This is a genomic window from Kitasatospora sp. NPDC030952, assembly GCF_055571335.1.
The window spans coordinates 46864-65353 of record NZ_JBVIFM010000026.1; the positions used below are offsets into that span (position 1 = coordinate 46864).

An 18490-nucleotide genomic window follows, 5' to 3' on the forward strand; every position below is an offset into this window, starting at 1 on the left:
CTTACTTGTCCACCGCGATGACGCGGAACTCGCTGGTGTACCTGTGTCCCTGACGGTCCTTCAGCCAGGTCTGCTCGCTGGTCGGGAGCATCTCGCCGACCGAGATGGTCAGCCGGCCGTCCGGCTGTTCCGGGGCGCCGCGGACGACGTGGGCGAAGGCGTTGACGAACAGCGGGCTGTCCAGGTCGACGTAGAACGGCTTGCTCTCGTGGGCGGCCTTGACGAAGACGAACCGGGGGATGCCGTGCTCGCGGGCCCAGGCGCGGGCGGCGGTGAACCGGGCCGCCTCGTCCTTCTCCCGGGCGAAGGCGAGTTCGGCGGGGCTGAAGCGCCAGGACTCGCGGCCGACCACCAGCCGGTCGACGGTCACCCGGGGGGTGTGCCGGCGGGCGGGCATCGGCTGGAAGCGGCTGGTCACCTTGAAGCCGATGGCCTCGGCGAGGAGTTCGACCAGGTCGAGCTCGATGCCGTCGGTGCCGTCGGTGCCGTCGGTGCCAGTACTGGGGCCGGTGCCGGGGCCGGTGCGGGCCACCACCCGGCCGTCGCGCAGGCCGATCCGGACCTCGGCGGCGTTCAGCGCCCGGGGGTGGCCGGTGAGCCAGGAGGCCTCGTCGCCGAGCAGCAGCCGGTGGTCCCGGTCGGTGAACAGCCGGGTGGTGGTGCGGGTGGAGTAGAACCACTCCTTGGGCAGCACCGGCTGGACCCTGGGCGCCGTCATGTCGGCCAGGGTGGCCCGCTCCAGCGCCTGCGGGTCCGGGTGCTGGTCGACGAAGAGCAGGTTGCGCAGGGTGTTGACGCCGACGTGCAGCTCGCCCATGACCAGCTGGTAGTCGCCGGCCGAGACGGCCTCCGGGCTCGCCGCCGCGATCATCACGTCGGGCGCCTGGTAGCGGGCGCCGGGCCAGCCGGGGGCATCGGCCGCGAAGGCGCGGTCCACCAACGGGCGCAGCTGCTCGGTGGTGAAGTCGACCCGGCGTCCGTCGAGCGGCCCGAGCACGCTGCTCCAGCGCTCCTGGAGTTCGGTGACGGCCTGGTCGACGATCCGCTGGTCGGGGCCGAGCAGGGCGGTCTGCAGCCGGGCCCAGATGTCGGTCAGCCGGGGTTCGGTGTCCGGGCGGTCGGTGACCAGCCGGTCGTAGGTGCGCCGGAACTCCTCCCGGTAGGCCTCCGCGACCCGGGCGGTCAGCCAGCGGGCGGAGTCCAGCATCAGGGAGAGCGGGCCGCCGAGTTCGGCGAGCAGTTCGGGGCCGACCTCGACCCGGCCGTCCCGCCGGCAGTCCTCGTAGACCAGGGTGCGGGCGCCGTAGGTCTCGCCGTGGGCACGGGTGGCGGCGGCGCCGGTCAGTTCGGTGAAGACGGACTCCAGGTCGGCCAGCGCCCGGTCCAGTTCGTCGGGCCGCCCGGCCGCGGCGGCCACCCGGTCGCGGGCGCCGGTGAGCCGGTCGAGCCGCGCCAGGGCGTCGGCGCGCAGCGCCGGGTCGCCGATCCGCTCCAGTTGCTCGCGCAGGGCCAGCTCCGGGCGCGGCTGCACCGGGAGTTCGAGGTCCCAGGCGATCAGCCCGGTGGCGCACAGCGACTCCAGCAGGGCGACCGCCTCCGCCTCGGCCAGGCCGAGGTCGGCGGCGACCTGGACGGCGGTGCGGCTGCCGTCGCACAGCGCGAGGACGGCGCGCAGCACGGCGGCCTTGGCCGGCGGCAGGTCGACGGTGCGGCCCGGCAGGCGCAGGGTGGCGCCCTCCAGGGCGGCCGAGGGCAGCCGCCGGGGCGGGAACCAGCGGCGCAGTTCGGGGCCGGTGCCCAGGGAGCGCACCAGGGCGTCCAGGCACCACTGCTCGAAGTACACCTCGCGGCGGGCCACCAGGCCCTCGCCGGGGGTGACGGCCAGGGCCGGCCCGGCGGGGACGGCCTCGGCCCAGCCGACCGGTCCGAAGAAACCGATGGAGTCGTTCTTGACGGTGTAGCGCTGGAGGTAGCCGGCCACCAGCGCCTCGTGCTCGCGCCGGCGGGAGTTGCGCCGGCCGTCACCGCCGACCTTGCGCACGCCGTCGGCGTAGGCCTTGCGGTTCTGCCAGATCACGGCCTCGCGGAAGCGCGGGTCGGCGGCGGTGCGGTCGAGCACGGCGGAGAGCCGGCCGAGGTCCTCGGCGAAGACCTTGTCCAGCTCGCGTTCGGCGTCGGCGACCCGCTCCTCGGCCTCGACCAGCGCGGTCACCGCGGGCAGTGCGGCGAACTCGGGCCCCGGCAGGCCGCCCTTGTTGAGCCGGCTGATCGCCTTCAGCAGCGGGCGGCGCAGGGCGGTGTCGTCCCACTGCCCGGCGGCGCGCAGCTCGTCGAGCGCGGTCCGCAGGGCGTCCAGCGCGCCGTCCCGGGCGGCCGCGGCGCGGTCGCGGACCCGCAGCAGCCGGTCGGCGGCTTCGGCCGCGCCGGGCGCGGCCAGGTCGAGCACCTGCCCGGCCGGGAAGCCCGTGCCGCGCAGGCCCATGGTCCGCCAGATCCGCCAGTCGCCGGACGGCAGGGGCACCAGGTGGCCGCCGGGGTCGGTCACAGCTCGCCGTCCTCTCGGGACGCGTCGGCGGCGGCGCCCTCCTTGGCCCACAGCAGCGCGTCGATGATCGCGGCGCCCTGGGCGACGGTGCGGGTCTGCATCACGCTGCGGACCGGGACGTCGACGCCGAGGGCGTCCCGGACTCCGGAGATCAGCTGGACCGCGAGCAGCGAGTGCCCGCCCAGGTCGTGGAAGTCGTCCTCGATGCCGATGGGTTCGACGCCGAGCACCTCGGACCAGATCTTGGCCAGGGCGCGTTCGGTGTCGGTGCGGGGTGCCACGTAGCCGCTCAGGGCTTCCTCCTCGGTTGCGGCGTCGCGGGCCGCGCGCCGGGTCAGCAGTTCGGCCGGGCAGAGCTCGGCGACGGGGGTGTCGGGCCGCTCCAGGAGGTCGTCCAGGACGGTCCGGTAGTGCGCCGCCAGCCGCTCCGCGGTGGCCGCGGCGAAGATGTCGGTGCTGTACTCCAGGGCCGCGTGCAGTTCGGGCCCGGCGTCCACGAGGGTGAGCATCAGCTCGTACTGGGCGGTGCGGTGCGCCAGCGGGTACGGCGCCAGGCGCAGCGGCCCCCACTGGACGGCGGCGTCGCCGGCGGTGCCGAGGACGAACCCGGCGGTCTCGGCGTGGGCGTGCGGACGCTGCAGCACGAACACCGCCTGGAACAGCGGGTTGCGGCCGGGCTCGCGGCGCGGCTGGACGGTCTCCAGGACGAGGGACATCGGGTACGCCTGGTGGTCCAGGGCGGCCAGCACGGTGCGGTGCAGTCGGCCGGTGAAGGCGCGGGGCGTCACGCCGTCCTCGAAGGCGGCCCGGACGGCGACCATGTTGGTGAAGTAGCCGACGGTGGACTCGGCTTCCTTGGCGCCCCGGTTGGCGGCGGCGGTGCCGACGATCAGTTCCGGCCGGCCGCTGGCGTGGTGCAGGGCGATCTGGAAGGCGGCCAGCAGCACGGTGTAGAGGGTGGTGCCGGTCTCCTGGGCGAGGGCGCGCAGCCGGGCGGTCCGCTCGGCGTCGACCCGGAACGGGATCCGGGCGCCCCGGTAGCTGGGGGCGGCCGGGTGGGGCGCGTCCAGCGGGAGGTCGAGCAGCGGCAGCGGCCCGGCGAGTTCCTCCCGCCAGTAGGCCTGGAGGGCCTGACCGGCGGGGCCGGCCAGCAGTCGGCGCTCGCGGCGGACCTGGTCGGCGTAGCGGCCGGCCGGGGCACTCTGCTCGGGGGCCTCGCCGGCGGCCAGCGCGGTGTAGCGGCGGCCGAGTTCGGCGGTCAGGTTGACCATCGACCAGAGGTCGGCGGCGATGTGGTGGACGGTCAGCAGCAGGACGTGGGCGTCCTCGGCGCGGACCAGCAGGTCGGCCCGGAGCACCGGGTCGTGGGCGAGGTCGAACGGGCGGCGGGCGAGCGCGGAGAGCCGCTCGGACAGCTGCTCCGGGTCGTCCCCGGTGGCGTCGGTGACGCTCAGCTCGACCGGGTCCGCGCTGAGGAAGGGGACGGTCTCGCCGCCGCTGACCCGGTAGCGGGTGCGCAGCGTCTCGTGCCGGTCGGCGACCTGGCGCAGGGCGGTGCCGAGCGCCTCCCGGTCCAGCGGGCCGGTGAGTTCCAGGGCGACCGGGATGTTGTAGGCGGAGGCGGCCGGGTCCTGCTGCTGGACGTGCCAGATGGAGCGCTGGCCCAGCGTCATGCCGGGGTTCTCGTCCTGCGCGCCGTCGGCGTCGGGGCGCGGCTCGTCGAGCGGGGTGGCCGCGGCGGCCAGGGCGTCGAGGTCGGCGCCGCCGAGCATCAGGCTGAGCGGCAGTTCGACGCCGAGGTCCTCGCGGATCCGGTTGGCGAGCAGCACGGCGGCCAGCGAGTCGATGCCCAGGCTGGTCAGCGGCACCCCGGTGGTGGCGACCTGCCCGGCGGCGCCGCCCAGCGCGTCGGCGATCCGCTGCCGCAGCACCCGGCGGACGAGGGCGGTGCGCTCGGCGGGGGCCAGCGCGGCCACCTCGGCCGGGCCGGGCAGGGTCTCAGCGGCCGGCTCGGCCGGGCCGCCGCCGAGCGGCTCGAACTCCCCGGCGGCGTAGCGCTGCCGGCTCAGCGAACGCTGGATCTTGCCGCTGGTGGTCTTGGGCACGGTGCCGGGCCGGAGCAGCAGCACCTCGTGGACGGCGACGTCGCAGCGGTCCATCACCGCGGCGCGCACGGCCGCGGTGGCCCCGGCGACGTCGAGGGTGGCCAGCGCCCGGCCCTCGACCTCCTGGAGGACGACCAGCACCTGCTCGCCGTCGTGCTCGGCGGCGACGGCGGCACCGCAGCCGGAGCGGAAGGCGGGGTGGGCGCCCTCGACGGCGAGTTCGACGTCGGTGGGGTAGAAGTTGCGGCCGCGGACGATGATCAGGTCCTTGCTGCGGCCGGTCACGTACAGCTCGCCGTCGGCGAGGAAGCCGAGGTCGCCGGTGCGCAGCCAGGTGCGCGGGTCGCCGTCGGCCTGGCCGGCCGGGCGGGCGGCGAAGACCTCGGCGGTGGTGTCCGGGTTGTCCCAGTAGCCCTGGGCGACGCTGGGGCCGTGCACCCAGATCTCACCGACCCGGCGCTCGGGCAGCGGCTGCCGGGAGTCGGGCTCGACGATCAGCAGCTGCTGGTCGGCGGCGGGCCGGCCGGTGCCGACCAGGGCGCGGGCCGGGCGGTCGGTGCCGGGCTGCTCGGCCCGGCCGGCCTCCAGGCCGGCCGCGTCCACCGCCAGGACGGTCGGCTCGGCGGCGGCCGGGGTGCCGGTGACGAACAGGGTCGCCTCGGCCATGCCGTAGCAGGGCAGGAAGCTGCTGCGGCGGAAGCCGCAGTCGGCGAAGGCCGCCTCGAAGGCGTCCAGGGTGGCGGCGCGGATCGGCTCGGCGCCGTTGAAGGCCACCCGCCAGCTGCTGAGGTCGAGTTCGGCGCGGTCCGCGTCGGTGGCCAGCCGGGCGCACATCTCGTACGCGAAGTTGGGGCCGCCGCTGAGTTCGGCGCCCTCGGCGGAGATGGCCCGCAGCCACTGCATCGGGCGGCGCAGGAAGCTCATCGGGGACATCAGGGTGACCGGGAAGCCCGCGTACAGCGGGGTGAGGATGCCGCCGATCAGGCCCATGTCGTGGTACGGCGGGAGCCAGACCACGGCGCTGGTGGACTCGTGGCAGTCGAAGGCCGCGCTGATCGTGCCGAGGTTGTGCAGCAGGTTGCCGTGGCTGAGCACCACGCCCTTGGGCGCCGCGGTGGAGCCCGAGGTGTACTGCAGGAAGGCGGGGCTGTCGGCGTCCGGCCGGTGGCCGCTCCACCGCTCGGCGAGCCCGGTGTCCAGTCCGTCGGTGGCGGCGGTGCGCAGCCCGTCCAGGCCGAGGCCGTCGCCGTCGCGGCCGAGCAGGTCGAGCACGGGGGTGACGGTCAGGGCGAAGCCGGCCCGGGCGTCGGCGGCGATCGTGCCGAGCCGGGAGGCGTTGCGCAGCGAGCGCGGCGGGTAGACCGGGACGGGCACGACGCCGGCGTAGAGGGCGCCGAAGAAGGCCCTGATGTAGTCCAGGCCCGGCGGGTAGAGCAGCAGGGCGCGGTCGGTGGCGGCGGCGCCCTGTTCGCGCAGCAGGCCGGCCACCGTACGGGCGTCGCGGTCGAGTTCGGCGTAGCTGATGGTCTCGGCGGCGTCGCCGTCGCCGAGGAAGCGGTAGGCGGTGCGCTCCGGGGCCGCTTCGGCCCGGCCGCGCAGCAGCCCGACGAGGGTCGAGGTCATCGGCGGGGTCCCCCCTGGTGGGTGGTCGGGCCGGGGCGGCCGGCGGCCGCGGCCACCTCGGCGCGGCGGATCTTGCCGGACGAGGTCTTCGGGAGTGCGGCGGTGAACTCGACGCCGCCGGGCACCTGGTGCGGCTGGAGCCGGTCCCGGCACCAGGCGCTGAGTTCGGCCGCGGTGAGCGGCCCGGTGGCCACCACGGTGGCCCGGACCCGCTGGCCGCCGTCGGCGAGGGTCTCGCCCCACACGGCGGCCTCGGCCAGCAGCGGGTGGTCCAGCAGGACCCGCTCGACCTCCACCGGGTTGACCTTCTTGCCGCCGACGTTGACGAAGGTGTCCTTGCGGCCGATCAGGTGCAGCCGGCCGGCCCGGTCGAGCCGGGCGAGGTCGCCGGTGCGGTACCAGCCGTCGTGCAGTACGGCGGCGGTGGTCTCCGGGCGGTCCAGGTAGCCGAGGAACATCGCGGGGGTGCGGACCAGCAGCAGGCCCTCCGCGCCGGGGGCGACGTCCTGGTCGGCGTCGTCCACCAGCCGCAGGTCCACGCCGGGGACGGGCCGGCCGACCCCGTCGGCGGTGGCCGGGGCGCCCGGGGCGTCGGCCTCCGGTCGGCGGCAGGCGATGATCCCGGCCTCGGTGCAGCCGTAGACCTCGCTGACCCGGACGCCGAAGCGCGCGGCGAACCGGTCGGCGGTGTCCGGGTGCAGGGCCGCGCCGGAGGACAGGCAGAGCCGCAGCGGGAGCGGGCCGGCCGGGGCGGTGGCGCCGGCCGAGCGGGTCAGCAGGTCGCAGGCGAGCGGGGTGGCGACCAGCACGGTGGCGCCGGTGCGGTCGAGTTCGGCGACGAGCCGGCCGGGGGTGAAGCGGCCGAGCAGCACCAGCCGGGCGCCGGTCAGCAGCGAGGTGACCAGGCCGGCGACCATCCCGAAGGAGTGCAGCAGCGGTACGGCCGTCAGCACGGTGTCCTGCGGGCCGTAGCCGAAGGAGGCGCGGTAGATCAGGCCGCCCTGCACCAGGTTGTGCTGGGTGTGCACGGCCGCCTTGGGCTCCCCGGTGGAGCCGGAGCTGAACTGGTGCAGGAACGGGGCGTCGCCGTCCGGCTCGGCCGGGGCCGGCCGGTCGGCCGGACCGGCCTCGGGCAGTGCGTCGGTCGGCACGGCCTGACCGGGCCAGCCGCCGGCCCCGGCCAGCGCGGTGAGCCGCTCGGAGCGGCCGATCAGCACCGCCTCGGCGGCGTCCGGCGCCAGCCCGGTGAGCTGGGAGAGGGTGGCGCCGGGCTCGGCGGGCACCAGCCGGACGCCGGTGCGGGCGGCGGCCAGGAAGGCCAGCAGGCAGTCCGGGGTGTTGTCGAACAGCAGGACGGCGGTGGCGCCCGGGGCCGCGCCGGCCTCGGCGAGCCGGGCGGCGGCCCGCTCGGTCTGCCGGTGCAGGGTGGCGAAGTCCATTGCGGTGCCGGCGAGTTCGACGGCGGTGCGGTCGGGCCAGCGCTCGGCGGCGGCGGCCAGCAGGCCGCCCAGGGTGCGCGGGGTGTCAGCTGCGGACGGCATCGGCGTCCTCCTCGGCGGCCTGGAAGTCGAGCGCCTGGTGGCGGAAGTAGTGGTCGTACAGCTCCGCGTACCGGCCGCCGGCCGCCAACAGGGCCTCGTGGGTGCCCTGTTCGACGATCCGGCCGGCGTCGACGACGAGGATCCGGTCGGCCTTGCGGACGGTGGGCAGCCGGTGGGCGACCACCACGGTGGTGCGGCCCGCGGAGACCGCGTCCAGTCCCTCCTGCACCTGGGCCTCGGTCAGCGGGTCCACGCTCGCGGTGGCCTCGTCGAGGACCAGCAGGGACGGGTTGCCGAGCATCACCCGGGCCAGCACGATCAGTTGCCGCTGGCCCGCGGACAGGGTGCCGCCGCCCTCGCTGACCGGGGTGTCGATGCCCTCGGGCAGGACGTCCAGCCAGTCGCCGCCGGCCACCGAGCGGGCGGCGGCCAGGATCTCCTCGGGGGTGGCGTCGGCCCGGCCGAAGCCGATGTTCTCGCCGACGGTGCCGGTGAACAGGAACGGCGCCTGCGGGACGATGCCCAGGTGGCTCTTGTAGGCGTCCAGGTCCAGGGTGCGGATGTCCTGGCCGTCGACGAGCAGTTCGCCGCCGCCGAACTCGTAGGCCCGGGTGATCAGCCGGATCACGCTGGACTTCCCGGCGCCGGTGTGGCCGACCAGGGCGACCGTCTCGCCGGCGTCGATCTTCAGGTCGAGCCCGGTCAGCACCGGCCGGTCGGCGCGGTAGCCGAAGTCGACCGCGCGGAACTCGATGGTGCCTTCCAGCCGGGGCACCGGGCGGGCGTCGCTCTGCCGCACCGAGGGCTCCACGTCGACCAGGGCGAAGATCCGCTCGGAGGCGGCCAGGCCCTGCTGGAACTGGTTCCAGAAGGAAGCGATGCTGGTCAGCGGGAACCAGAACAGCATCAGGGCCTCCAGGAACAGCGACCACTCCCCCGCCGTGACCGAGCCGTCGGTGAGCAGGCTCCCGCCGAGCACCACCACGCCGACGGTGCCCAGCCCGGTGAGCGTCAGCAGCAGCGGGAAGATCCCGCTGAACAGCCGGTTCAGCCGGACGGTGGCCCGGAACCAGCGCTGGTTCACCTCGACCAGCCCGGCGTGGGTGGACTCCTCCCGCTGGAAGTTGCGGGCCACCGCGATGCCGCGCAGGGTCTCCTGCACATAGCCGCTGATCTGCGCCAGCGAGCGCTGCTGCTGCTGGGAGGCGCGCCGCGACACCCACCGGAAGCCCAGGCTGACCAGCACGATCAGGGCGGCGGTGGCCGCGGTGACCGCCGCCAGCGGGACGTTGATGACGAACATCGCGACCAGCAGCAGCCCGATCATCAGGACCTGGCCGACCAGCCCGAGGGTGAGCGTGGCGAGGGTCCCGAAGGCCTGGGTGTCGGCGGTGATCCGGCTGGCCACCGAGCCGGAGGCCTGGGCGTCGTGGAAGGCCATGGACTGCCGGAGCACCGCCTCGAACGCCCGGCGGCGCATCTCCAGGACGACGTCGCCGACCAGGACGCCGACGGCCCGCTGCTGGAAGAAGGTCAGCAGCCAGGAGACCAGGCCGGTGCCGAGCGCGGCCGCGGCCAGCGGCAGCACCGCCGCGCCGACGCTCTCGCGGGCGGCGTCGTCCACGATGGAGGCCACCAGCAGGGGGAACGCGGCCCCGGCCACCGCCGCGCCGACCACGGCCAGCGCGATCAGCGCGACCGTGCCGCCCTTGGCGGCGAACAGCGGACGGATCCGGCGCAGCAACTCCCGGTCGCCGTAGGCGCGGTCGTAGTCGTCGGCGGTGATCCCGTCGAGTATGTCTGCCATCAGTGGACTTCCTCTCCGGACCGGCCGGCCGTCTCCCGCAGGTGCGGCGCGAAGATCCGGTGGTACAGCTCGCAGCTCTCCAGCAGGTCCTCGTGCCGCCCCTGGCCGACGATCCGGCCCCGGTCCAGGACCAGGACGAGGTCGGCGCTGCGGATCCGGGACAGCCGGGGGGTGACCATGAAGGTGGTGCGGCCCGCGGCGGCCCGCCGCACGGCCTGCTGGATCTTCTCCTCGGTGGCGCTGTCCACCGCGCTGGTGGAGTCGTCCAGGACGAGGATCCGCGGGTCGGCCAGCAGGGCGCGGGCGATGGCGATGCGCTGGCGCTGGCCGCCGGACAGGGTGGCGCCGCGCTCGCCGACCATGGTGTCGTAGCCGTGCTCGGTGCCGGTGATGAACTCGTGGGCGTGGGCGGCCCGCGCGGCCCGCTCCAGTTCGTCCCGGGTGAGGTCCCGGTCCGCGCCGAAGGCCAGGTTGTCCGCGATGGACCGGGAGAACAGCACCACGTCCTGCTCGATCACCGCGATCTGCGAGCGCAGCGTCTGGGCGTGCCAGGCGGTGGTGGCCACCCCGTCGACCAGCACCTCGCCGGAGTCCGGCGCGTAGGTGCGGTTGAGCAGGTGCAGCAGCGTGGACTTGCCGCTGCCGGTCGGCCCGACCAGGGCCACCGTCATGCCCGGCCGCACGGTGAAGGAGACGTCCGCCAGGACCGGCTGGTCGCCGTGCCCGAAGGAGACCCGGTCGAAGACCACGGTGCCGGTGATCTCGGCCCGGTGGCCGGCCTCGGTGTCCTCGGTGCCGGAGCGGTCGGTGATCACCTCCAGGATCCGCCGGGCGCCGGCGATGCCGAGGAAGATCAGGCCGACGCTGAACGAGGCCAGCTGGGTGGGTGCCCGCAGGGCGCTCATCAGGCCCAGGAAGGCAACGAACTGACCGATCGTCAGCTCGCCGGTGGAGACCAGGTGGGCGCCGTGCAGCAGGGCGGCCGCCAGTGCGGCCACCAGCAGCAGGGTGGGCAGGTAGAGCGCCTGCTCCTTGGCCTGGCGCACCGAGGCGTCCCGGTAGGCGGTCGCCTTCGCCATGAACCGGCGCTGCTCGGCGGCCCGGCGGCCGGTGGCGTCGACGGTCTCCATCCCCGCGATGGTCTGCGAGACCTGGGCGCTGAACTCGCCGAAGCGGGCCCGGGTGGCCCCGGCCGCCGGGTCGAGCCGGCGGCCGTACTCGGCCAGCGCCACCCCGAACAGCACCAGGAACACCAGCGGCACCAGCAGCAGTTGGGCGTTGATCGTGCCGATGACCACCACCGGCACGATCAGCCCGAGCAGCATGTCGAGGGTGAGGTCCAGGCCGGGCGAGAGCATCAGGTTGACGGCCTGGGCGTCCCCGGTGACCCGGGCCGAGAGGTCGCCCACCCGGCGCCGGTTGAAGAACTCCTGGCCCTTCTGGAGCAGGGCCGAGAACAGCGTGGAGCGCACGTCGCGCTCCAGACCGCAGGCGTACGCCTCCAGCGAGTAGGTGGCGATGAAGCCGGCGATCCCACGCACCGCGACCAGCGCCAGCAGCACCAGCACCATGGCGTCGAACCGCCCCTGGTCACGGGTGTGGCCGAGCAGGGCGTCGAAGGCGGCGCCGATCACCACCGGGACCGCCGCGGCCAGCAGGTGCCACACCACCGAGCCGGTCAGGTGGGCCGCGATCCAGCCCTTGGACCGGGCGAGGTGGGACTTCAGGAACGGGCCGACCCGCTCGCCGGGGGCCGGGGGCGGGGCCGCGCGCCGCTGCTTCGCGGTGGTCGCGGTGGTCATGCGATCTCCAGGGGGGTGTCGTCCGGGGCCGAGCCGGGCTCCCGCAGGTAGCCGCTGCGGACCAGCTCGGTGAGGTACGTGTGCAGCAGCCGCTCGTCGATCGGCGGACAGTCGGTGCCGGACTCCCGGTACGCCGACCGGGCCGGGCCGGGGGCGACCGCTGCCAGGCCGCCGGGGGCCGCGCCCGCGCCGGGGGCGGCGAACAGCGGCAGGAACGGGAAGAGGGCGTTGTCCCAGGAGCGCGCGGCGGACTCCCGGAGGGCGCTCAGCCAGTCGTCGTAGGAGACCTCGCGGAGCGGGTAGCCGTAGCCGGTGACCCAGTCGAAGACCGTGCCGAGACCGACCGGCTCGGGGTGGGCCAGGTCGTACGAGGCGGGCTCCGCCCCCGGGCGGGAGGCGAGCGCCAGCACGGCGCCGGCGACCCGGTCCACCGGCACCAGCTGCACCGGGAGGTCCAGGTCGGGGTAACACCCCAGCTGAACACTGCCCTTGATGATCGCCCAGATCAAGTCCTTGGGGTTGCCGATTCCGGTCGCGCTGTGGCCGCCGATGTAATCGGGCCGGTGCACGTCGACCGGGACGCCCCGCTCGCGGGCGGCGACCGCCAGGTGCTCGGCGGCCCACTTGCTCTGGTTGTAGCCGCCGGTGACGGCCGTGGCGGCGGTGCCCGGCTCGGGCACCGAAGCGGTGGAGACGTGGTGCACGGGGATGCCGCCGCCCAGCGCGGCCAGCCGCAGCACCTCCTGGGTGCCGTCCACGTTGGCGGCCTTCAGGGTGGCGTACGGCAGGGTGAAGCTCACCCACGCGCCGCTGTGGTGGACGGCGTCCACCGTGCGGGCGAGTTCCCCGAAGCGCTCGGCGGACAGTCCCAGCAGCGGCTGCGCCAGGTCACCGGCCTCGATCACCACCCGGCCCGGCGCGGGCTCGGGCAGCCCGTAGCCGGCCAGGGCCTTGACCAGCCGCCGACGGCCGTCCTCGGCGTCCTCGGCGCGCAGCAGGCAGTGCACGGTGGCCCGGGTGCCGCGCAGCAGCCCGTCCAGCAGGTGGGCGCCCAGGAAGCCGGTGGCACCGGTGAGCAGCACCGCCGAGGGCTCCCCGGTGCGGGGCCGGGCCGCGCCGGGGGCCACCCGGATCTCCGGGTCCAGCTCCGGCGGGGCGGTCGGCCCGGCGCCCTGGTCGACGGCTTCGGTACCGGCCGGCGCGGTGCGGGCGGCGTCCACCCGCTGGGCCAGTTCGGCCACCGTGGTCGCCTCGAACAGGGCGATCAGCGGCAGGTCCACCGCGCAGGCCCGGCGTAGTTCGAACAGCACCCGGGGCACCAGCAGGCTGTGCCCGCCGAGCTGGAAGAAGTCGTCCTCGGCGGTGACCTCCCGGCCGCCCAGCACCCTGGCCCAGATCCCGGCGACCAACTCCTCGGTGGCGGTGGCGAACACCGCCTCCGCGGGCCGCTCGACCGGCTCCTCGGCGGGCGCCGGCAGGGCCTTGCGGTCGTGCTTGCCGTTGGCGTTCAGCGGCATCCGGTCGAGCAGCGTGATGGTGGACGGCACCATGTAGTAGGGCAGTTGGGTGCGCAGGTGGTCCTGGAGGGCGACCGGCTCGGGGGTGCGGCCGGCCCGCGGCTCGACGTACCCGGCGAGCCGCCGCTCGCCCTTGGCGTCCACGTGGACGACGACCGCCGCGGCCTGCACCTCGGGGTGCTGGCCGAGGACGGACTCGACCTCCTCCAGCTCGATCCGGAAGCCGCGGATCTTCACCTGGCGGTCCACCCGGCCCAGCACCTCGACGTCGCCGGTGGGCAGCAGCCGGGCGAGGTCGCCGGTGTTGTAGAGGCGGTCGCCGGGCCGGTCGCCGAACGGGTGCGGCAGGAACCGCTCGGCGGTCAGCGCGGGCCGGCCGACGTAGCCGCGGGCCAGCGCCAGGCCGCCGATGTAGAGCGTGCCGTTGACCCCGACCGGCACCGGCTGGAGCCGGTCGTCCAGGACGTAGAACTGGGTGTTGGGCAGCGGCCGTCCGATCGGGACGGGCTCCTCCTCGGAGCGCTCCGGCATCGGGGTCTCGAACAGGCCGCTGTCCACGGTGGATTCGGTGATCCCGTAGGAGTTGACCAGCCGGGTGCCGGGCGGGCAGAGCTTCTTGAGGTTCCAGTAGTCGCGCATGAACCAGATGTCCGCGCCGACCGCCAGCACCTTGAAGTTGTCCAGCAGCCTGCCCTGTTCGGTGACGTGGGCGCTGAGCAGCCGGATCACCACCGGGACGAGGTCGGCGAAGTCGACCCGCTCGCGCTGGAGCAGGTCGTACAGCTTGGCCGGGTCGAGCAGGGTCTCGCGCTGGCAGAGCACCAGGGTGCCGCCGGAGCCCAGGGCGCGGACCATGTCGCCGGTGAACACGTCGAAGGCGATGTTGGCGGCCTGGAGGTGGCGGCGCACCACGGTGCCCAACTCGTAGACCCGCTCCCAGGAGCGGTAGGCGCTCATCAGCGCGCCGTGGGTGAGCATGGCGCCCTTGGCGCGGCCGGTGGAGCCGGAGGTGTACACCAGGAAGGCCAGGTTGCCGGCCACCGGCTCGACCGCGTTGGCCCCGTCGGCCCCGTCGGCCGTGTCGGTGCCGGCCTCGGCCAGCCAGTCGTCGAACCAGCCGACGGTCATCCCGTCGGTGAGGCCGGGCACGGTGCCGGCGATGTCGTGCCGGGTGAGCAGCAGCCGGACGGAGGCGTCGGTCAGGATGAAGCGCAGCCGGTCCACCGGGTTGGCCGGGTCCAGCGGCACGTAGGCGCCGCCGGCCTTGAGGACGCCGAGCACCGCGGCCACCGAGTCGGCGCAGCGCGGCGCGCACAGCCCGACCCGGACCTCCGGGCCGACGCCGAGGGCGCGCAGCCGGGCGGCCACGATCCCGGCCCGGCGGTCGAGTTCGCGGTAGCTGACCCGGTCCTCGCCGTCCACCACGGCGACGGCGTCGGGGGTGGCGCGGACGTGCTGCTCGAACAGCCGGTGGACGCACTCGTCGGGGCCGACCTCGACCGAGATCCGGTTGTCCCGGGTGAGCGCCTCGGTGCGCTCCTCCGCCGAGAGCAGCGGCAGCTCGGACACCCGCAGCGCCGGGTCGGCGACCGCGGCACGCAGCAGCCGCTCGAAGTGGCCGGCCATCCGGGCGATCGTCGCGTCGGTGTACAGGTCGGTGTTGAACTCCCAGTCGCAGCGCAGCCGTTCGCCCTCGTCGACGACGTCCAGGCTGAGGTCGTACATGGCGGTGCGCTTGCCCTCCCCGGTGAACGGGGAGATCCGCAGGCCCGCCAGGTCGAGGTCGGCGCGCGGCACGTTGTGCAGCGACAGCATGGTCTGGAACAGCGGGGCGCGGCTGAGGTCGCGGTCCGGCTGGATCTCCTCCACCACCTGCTCGAACGGCACGTCGAGGTGGGCGAAGTCGGCCAGGCAGGCCCGCTTGGTGCGGGCCAGCAGCTCGCCGAAGGCCGGGTCGCCGGAGAGGTCGGCGCGCAGGGCCAGGGTGTTCACCAGGAACCCGATGAGCGGCTCGGTCTCGGGCCGGCCGCGGCCGGCCACCGAGGTGCCGACCACCAGGTCGTCCTGCCCGGAGTAGCGGTGCAGCAGGGCGGTGTAGCCGGCCAGCAGGGCCATGAACAGGGTGGCCCCCGCGTCGGCCGCGACGGCCCGCAGGCCGGCCGTGGCCTCGGCGGACAGGTGGATCGAGCGGGTGCGCCCGGCGTAGGTCTGCACCGGCGGGCGGGCCCGGTCGGTGGGCACCGCCAGGCTGGGCAGTTCGCCGCGGAAGCGCTCGCGCCAGTGGGCCAGGCCCGCGGCCCGGCTCTCGGCGCTCTGCCCGCGCTGCCAGTGGGCGTAGTCGGCGTACTGGACGTCCAGCGGCGGCAGCGGGTCGGTGCCGCCCGCGTGCAGCGCCGCGTAGACGGCGGCGAACTCCCGGGTGAGCACGCCCATCGACCAGTCGTCGGTGATGATGTGGTGCAGGTTGAGCAGGGCGACGGTCTCGTCGTCGGTCAGCCGGACCAGGGCCACCCGGAACAGCGGGCCGCGGCCGAGGTCGAACGGGGTGGCCGCGTGGGCGGCGGCGAGCCGCCGCACCTCCGCCTCGGCGTCGGCGGTGCCGCGCAGGTCGACCGTCTCGGGCCGCCAGTCGACGCCCTCGGCCGGGGCGACCAGCTGCACCGGTTCACCGTCGACCGAGCCGAAGGTGGTGCGCAGGGTCTCGTGCCGGCGCACCAGCGCCTGGAAGGCGGCGGTGGCCAGGCCGAGGTCCACCGGGCCGGTCAGGCGCAGCGCGTACGGCATGTTGTACGCGGTGTCGCCCGGGTTGAGCTGGGCGAGGAACCACAGCCGCTGCTGGGCGTAGGAGAGCGGGGCCCCGCCGTCCGAGGGGCGACGGGTGATCCCGGCGGGGGCGGCGGCGGCGCGCTCGCGCAGCCGGCTCATCAGGAGGGCGTACTTGGCGGGCGACTGCTCACGCAGCCGCCGCAGCTTCTCCGGGGTGTCGGTCATGCCGCGCCCTTCCCGGCCGTCTCGGCGAGCCGGCCGAGGGCGGCCTCGGTGGCCTCGGCCGCGGCGGCCGGTGCCGGGGTGCCGGTCCAGGCGAGGTGGAGCCGGCCGTCGCGCAGGTGGCTGACGACGTACGGCGCGTCGGGGCGCGGGCCGAACGGGGCGACCAGGTCGTGGTCGGCGGAGCCGGCGTGCCGCAGCGGGCCGTCGGCGCCGGGCATCGGGTCGAGGTCGCCGAGGTGGGTGAGGGAGACCGGGACGGCCCCGGCGGGGGCGGTGACCGGGGTGGCGAGGGCGGTGCGGACCCGCTCCAGGGTCGCCTCCGGGCCGGTGCCGGGCTCCGCCGTCGGCGCGGCGACGGCGAACAGCCCGGCCGGGTGCGGGAGTCCGGCGCTCTGGTCGTCGACGGCGAGCAGCAGGGCGCCCGCCGCGCAGGCCTCGGTGAGCCCGTGGGTGACGGCGGCCGCGACCAGCGCGGCGAGCGGGGTGCCGGTGGCGGTGAGCGCGGCGGTGCGGTCGGCGTCCAGCACGGTGCGGTGGACCGGGTCCGGGGCGCCGTCGGCCGGCGCGGCGGGCGGGGTCCAGAGCTCGCCGGCGACCGGGGCCGGGGCGGTGTGCTCCGGCACGGCCCGCGGGGCGGGCGCGGCGGGCAGTCCGGCGGGCTCGCCGGCCGCGATCCGGCCGAGCGCGGTGCCCAGGTCGTCGAGCAGCCGGCGCCAGCCGGCCGTGTCGGCGGCCAGCTCGTGCGCGATCAGCAGCAACTGGGGGGCGCGGTCGCGCTGTTCGGCCAGGGCGGCGGTGAACAGCGGTCCCTGCTCCGGGTTCAGCCGGGTGCGCAGCCGCTCGGCCGCGACCCGCAGCGCGCCGGGGACCCGGGCGGGCTGGTAGCCGGTGAGGTCGAGGACGGCGACCGGTACGCCGCCGGTCAGCCCGGCGACGTCGCGCCGCCACTCGCCGTCCTGGCGGCGGAACCTGGTGCGCAGCGCGTCGTGCCGCTGGACCAGGGCGAGCACGGCCTTGCGGACGGTGTCCGCGGTGGTGCCCGCCGGCAGGTCGAGCAGCAGGGCGCGGGCCCGGCCGGCCAGGGTGGCGCCGGCCTGCTCCAGCAGCAGCCGCTGGGCGGCGGTGGGCCGGTGGTCGGCGCCCGGCGCGTCCTCGGTGTCCGGGGCGAGCCGCTTGCCGGTCCCGGGGGCCGGGTCGGGCAGGGCCCGCCGGTCCACTGCGCCGTCGGCCTGGCGCGGGATCTCGGTCAGCTCGACGAAGTGCTCGGGCAGCAGGATCTCCGGCAGCCGGGCGCCGACGGCGGCACGGGCCGCGTCCGGGGTGAGCCCGGTGCGGGGCACGTAGTAGGCGGCCATCCGGCGGCCGAGCCGGCCGCGGTCGCCCGGGTCGGTGTAGCCGATGGTGGCGAGCATCGAGCGGACCCGGCCGGTGTTGACCGGGGTGCGCAGTTCGGCGTCGGCCTCGGTGCGGGCGAGGTGGCCGAGCCGGACCTCCCAGCGGGTCGGCGACTCGTAGTTGTGGTAGCCGCGCTCCAGCCGGTGCACGTACACGCCGACGTCGTTGATCATGCAGTTGGAGCTGCAGAAGCCGGTGTCCTTGGGCGCCGCCCAGAGCGTCTCGGCGGAGGCCAGGAAGGCCCGGATGTCGTCCTTGGTGACGTCGGAGTAGCGGTAGTAGTCGACCACCTCGACCCGGTCCAGCACCCCGTCGGAGAGCTCGGAGCCGACCTGGTGGTAGACCTTGCGGCCGACCTCCAGCTGCTGCTCGATCCGGGCCGGGTCGAACTCGCCGTTGCGGTAGAACCACAGCAGCCGCTCGTCGATGATCTGGCCCCGGGACAGTCCGGTGACGATGCTCGGGATGCCGCGCTCGTGGGCCAGCTGATGGCTGAGGTCCAGCAGCGAGCGGAAGCAGCCGTTGCAGACGCTCTTGTGCTGTTCCAGGCTGCGCAGGAAGATCCGGTTCTGGTCGGCCCGGGTCATCGTGACGTGCTCGATGCCCAGCGCCTTGGTGATGGTCTCGACGTTCTCCAGCGCGGTGCGGGAGATGAAGCCGTTGTCGAAGGTGAAGGTCATCACCCGCAGGCCCATCCGGACCAGCTGGTGCAGCACGTAGGTGCTGTCCTTGCCGCCGCTGAACAGCAGCAGGGCGTCGTACTCGGAGCCGGCCGCCGCGGCGCGCTCGCGCAGGATCCGGGTGAACTCGTCGATCTCGCCGAAGTAGGAGAGGATCTCGGGCCCGTGCTCGGCCTGCATCAGGCACAGGTCGCAGACGCCGTCGGCGTCCAGCCGGGTGCCGGGGTAGGCGGCGTCCATGCCGCAGCGCACGCAGTGCTCGGCCGGGACGGAGTCGACGGAGACGCCCTGGAAGACCACGGCGCAGTCGGCGACCCGCTGGTCGGCGAGCAGGGCGTCCTCGATCTGCCGCTCCAGCACGCGGATGCCCGCGCGGTCCAGGGAGTCGGCCGGCTCGGCGGCCGTGGCGGTGTCGGCCGGCTCGGTGTCGGGGGCGGTGTCGGCCGGCTCGGTGTCGGGCGCGGTGTCGGGGGTGGTGGTCACG

At 75.3% G+C, this 18490-nt stretch carries 7 protein-coding genes; all 7 read right to left on the reverse strand.

Features of this window, described 5'->3' with window-relative positions; all coding sequences use genetic code 11:
- Position 1: 1 nt before the first annotated feature.
- From ACZ47G_RS33025 to ACZ47G_RS33055, 7 genes are read right to left on the reverse strand one after another with little or no spacing between them, the layout of a single operon-like run.
- Positions 2-2545 carry a lantibiotic dehydratase gene (locus ACZ47G_RS33025; RefSeq protein ID WP_465749082.1) on the reverse strand — a complete coding sequence of 848 codons (2544 nt, stop codon included), beginning with the start codon at positions 2543-2545 and terminating at the stop codon, positions 2-4.
- Positions 2542-6273 (reverse strand): condensation domain-containing protein, encoded by a 3732-nt coding sequence (locus tag ACZ47G_RS33030; protein WP_465749084.1) that lies wholly within the window; start codon positions 6271-6273, stop codon positions 2542-2544. Before ACZ47G_RS33030 ends, ACZ47G_RS33025 begins: the two co-directional genes overlap by 4 nt.
- Entirely contained in the window at positions 6270-7814 is a 1545-nt protein-coding gene (locus ACZ47G_RS33035) for a class I adenylate-forming enzyme family protein (RefSeq protein ID WP_465749086.1), read from the reverse strand. Before ACZ47G_RS33035 ends, ACZ47G_RS33030 begins: the two co-directional genes overlap by 4 nt.
- Positions 7798-9621 (reverse strand): ABC transporter ATP-binding protein, encoded by a 1824-nt coding sequence (locus tag ACZ47G_RS33040; RefSeq protein WP_465749088.1) that lies wholly within the window; start codon positions 9619-9621, stop codon positions 7798-7800. The genes ACZ47G_RS33035 and ACZ47G_RS33040 overlap by 17 nt, the downstream gene beginning before the upstream one ends.
- Positions 9621-11423 carry an ABC transporter ATP-binding protein gene (locus ACZ47G_RS33045; protein WP_465749090.1) on the reverse strand — a complete coding sequence of 601 codons (1803 nt, stop codon included), beginning with the start codon at positions 11421-11423 and terminating at the stop codon, positions 9621-9623. The genes ACZ47G_RS33040 and ACZ47G_RS33045 overlap by 1 nt, the downstream gene beginning before the upstream one ends.
- Positions 11420-15931 (reverse strand): non-ribosomal peptide synthetase, encoded by a 4512-nt coding sequence (locus tag ACZ47G_RS33050; protein ID WP_465749092.1) that lies wholly within the window; start codon positions 15929-15931, stop codon positions 11420-11422. The genes ACZ47G_RS33045 and ACZ47G_RS33050 overlap by 4 nt, the downstream gene beginning before the upstream one ends.
- On the reverse strand, positions 15928-18489 hold the full coding sequence (locus ACZ47G_RS33055) for a condensation domain-containing protein (protein ID WP_465749094.1): 2562 nt from the start codon (positions 18487-18489) through the stop codon (positions 15928-15930). The genes ACZ47G_RS33050 and ACZ47G_RS33055 overlap by 4 nt, the downstream gene beginning before the upstream one ends.
- Position 18490 lies beyond the last annotated feature (1 nt).

Bases quoted from the DNA above. Each gene is read 5' to 3' on its own strand.
- ACZ47G_RS33030 (WP_465749084.1), bottom strand. From the start codon at position 6,273: ATGACCTCGACCCTCGTCGGGCTGCTGCGCGGCCGGGCCGAAGCGGCC.
- ACZ47G_RS33035 (WP_465749086.1), bottom strand. From the start codon at position 7,814: ATGCCGTCCGCAGCTGACACCCCGCGCACCCTGGGCGGCCTGCTGGCC.
- ACZ47G_RS33040 (WP_465749088.1), bottom strand. From the start codon at position 9,621: ATGGCAGACATACTCGACGGGATCACCGCCGACGACTACGACCGCGCC.
- ACZ47G_RS33045 (WP_465749090.1), bottom strand. From the start codon at position 11,423: ATGACCACCGCGACCACCGCGAAGCAGCGGCGCGCGGCCCCGCCCCCG.
- ACZ47G_RS33050 (WP_465749092.1), bottom strand. From the start codon at position 15,931: ATGACCGACACCCCGGAGAAGCTGCGGCGGCTGCGTGAGCAGTCGCCC.